A 2,539-nucleotide genomic window follows, 5' to 3' on the forward strand; every position below is an offset into this window, starting at 1 on the left:
AGGTGCCGGCGTCGACGCCGGTCAGCGAGAACAGCGCGCCGGAGATGACGAGCAGACCGCCGGTGATCAGGACGCGCGGGGCGACCCGGTGCATGAGCCGCCCGACCGGCTGGCCGACCACGATCGCCGCCGCGGTGACCATGAGCAGCCGCCAGGCCGCTCCCATCGTGTCTAGCTGCTGGACGAGACCGAAGTACAGGCTGAGCAGGAAGAAGAAGCCGATCAGCGCCAGGAAGGTGATCATCGCGACCAGCGTGGTGGCGGTGAACGCCGGGCTGCGGAACAGCGTGAGATCCAGCATCGGGCTCTCGCTGCGCCGCTCCGCGAACACGAACGCGACGCCACCGGCCACCGCCGTGAACAGGGCCACCATGACCTTGACGTCCGTGAAGGAACCGGCGCCGCCCTCGATCACGCCGTAGACGAGTGCGGTGATGGAGAGGGTCGCCGTCAGCTGGCCGGGCCAGTCCAGCTTGCGGCCGTGCGGGGCCCGGGAGTCGGGGAGCAGGCGGGCGGCGACGCCGAGTGCGATCAGCGGGACGGGGACGGACAGCAGGTAGATCCAGCGCCATGAGGTGTGGTCGAGGATGACGCCGGCGATCAGCGGGCCGACCGCCAGCGCGGCCATGAGCGAGGTCGCCCACAGGCCGATGAACTTGCCGCGCTCCCGGTGGTCGGGCACCGCGTGGCTGATCAGCGCGAGGGTGGTGGGCAGCAGGGTCGCCGCGCCGAGACCGGCGAGCGCCTGGCCGATCCACAGCACCTGCACCGACTGCGCGCACAGCGCCACGGCGGCTCCGGCGGCGGCGAACAGCAGGCCCGCCTGGAACACCTTCTTGCGCCCGTGCACATCGCCGAAGACACCGGCGGTGAGGATGAACGCGGCCATGGGCAGCACGAACGCGTCCTGGACCCAGGACAGTTGGGCGGTCGACGCGTTGAGCGCCGACTGGATCGCGGGCAGGCTCACGGCGACCGTGGTCACCGGCAAGTAGGCGACGAAGACGCCGAGGCAGGCCATGACGAGGGTGGCCGCCCGTCGGTCGGCCGTCCCGCTCGCCGGGGTCGTGACGTTCACGGAGAACTCTCCTTCTTGACTGCGGTGCCCTCGAACGGGCACGCGTCCCAGGATCGGCTCCGGCATCGACAATCACCAACGTACGACCGAGAAGCGACCGGAAACCTCCAATACGGTCCCGGACAGTGTCAGACTTTCCCCATGACAGACGCAGTCGACGGGAAAATCCTCCGCGCCCTGCAGTGCGCGCCACGCGCCTCGTTCCGGCTGATCGGCGAGGTGGCCGGGGTCTCGGAGCAGACCGCGGCCCGCCGCTTCCACGCGCTGCGCCGAGCCGGGGTGATGCGGGTGGTCGGCCTCGTCGATCCGGCCGTCCACGGCGACGCGCGCTGGGTGGCCCGGATCCGCTGCCGCCCCGACCGGGTCGGCCCGCTCGCCGACGTCCTCACCCGACGGCCCGACATCGCCTACGCGGGACTTGCGTCCGGCGGCTCGGAGATCATCTGCGTCATCACCGCACCCGTTCATGTGTCGCGCGACGACGTCCTGCTGCGCCAGTTGCCCAGGTCGGCGGCCGTCCTCGACGTGAGCATCGACCTGCTCATCCACCCCTTCGGCACGTCCGGCGTGAGCGACTGGACGGGCCATGGCGGCCACCTCACGCCCGAGCAGATCCAACTCCTCGTCGGAGACCGGCCGTTGACCCCCACCGGACCGCCCGTACGCCTCACCGACGAGGACACTCCGCTCCTCGACGCGCTCGCGGAGGACGGCCGCGCCACCCACACCCAGCTCGCCGACGTCACCGGCTGGTCCACGGCCCGCGTGGCCCGCCGTCTGGACGCCCTGGAGACCTCGGGGGTCCTCGCCTACGACGTCGAACTGCTCTCCGCACGCCTGGGTTTCGCGCTGAGCACCACCCTGTGGCTGCGGGTCGCCCCGGCCCACCTCGCACGCGCCGGCGAGGAACTCGCGGGCCACGACGAGGTCGCCTTCGCCGCCGCCATCAGCGGCGACTCCAACATCATGGTCGTCGCCGTCTGTCGCGACACCGAGGACCTGTACCGCTACCTGACCACGAAGGTCGCCACCGTCCCGGGCATCGACGGCTACGGCGTGAGCATCCGCGTCCACACCCTGAAGCAGGCCACCTCGCTCATCTCGCGCGGGCGACTGGTACCCCCGGCGTTCGCGTAGGGCGGTCGGGACGCACCGGGCCGGATCACCCGCGGCGGCGGGTGATCCGGCGGACGGACAGGGTGCCGTGGTGCGGGTCAGCGCTTGGTGTAGATGAAGCCGACCTTGTCCAGCTCGTCGCCGGAGCGTCCGTGGAAGCCGGCGATCTGCCAGCCGGAGGGGGCGGTGCGGGTCACGCAGTCCGAGGTGGTGGTGCCACCGGCCAGGGTGTTGCCGAGGTTGGTGGTGAACTTGGCGTAGAAGATCCGCGTGGTGTCGTTGTACTTGCTCTCGCACAGGTACGCCGATGTCACGTACTCGCCACTGCCCAGTGTCAGTGAGGAC

3 protein-coding genes are annotated in these 2,539 nt (G+C 70.8%); 1 reads left to right on the plus strand and 2 read right to left on the minus strand.

Annotation, left to right across the window (positions count from 1 at the left end; all coding sequences use genetic code 11):
• On the minus strand, positions 1-1,021 hold a 1,021-nt coding region (locus tag JHN45_RS51535; protein ID WP_201056411.1), incomplete at its 3' end, for an MFS transporter.
• A gap of 198 nt (positions 1,022-1,219) precedes the next feature.
• Between JHN45_RS51535 and JHN45_RS51540 the strand changes: the two genes are divergently transcribed.
• The gene (locus JHN45_RS51540; protein ID WP_200709110.1) at positions 1,220-2,215 is read left to right on the plus strand and encodes an Lrp/AsnC family transcriptional regulator; all 996 of its coding nucleotides are present in this window, start codon (positions 1,220-1,222) and stop codon (positions 2,213-2,215) included.
• A gap of 77 nt (positions 2,216-2,292) precedes the next feature.
• Here the strand turns inward: JHN45_RS51540 and JHN45_RS51545 are convergent.
• The coding region (locus tag JHN45_RS51545) for a jacalin-like lectin (RefSeq protein ID WP_268982495.1) at positions 2,293-2,539 on the minus strand (247 nt) is incomplete at its 5' end.

The sequence above is a fragment of the Streptomyces sp. MBT53 genome, assembly GCF_016654115.1.
Lineage (GTDB): Bacteria > Actinomycetota > Actinomycetes > Streptomycetales > Streptomycetaceae > Streptomyces.

Bases quoted from the DNA above. Each gene is read 5' to 3' on its own strand.
- JHN45_RS51540 (WP_200709110.1), top strand. From the start codon at position 1,220: ATGACAGACGCAGTCGACGGGAAAATCCTCCGCGCCCTGCAGTGCGCG.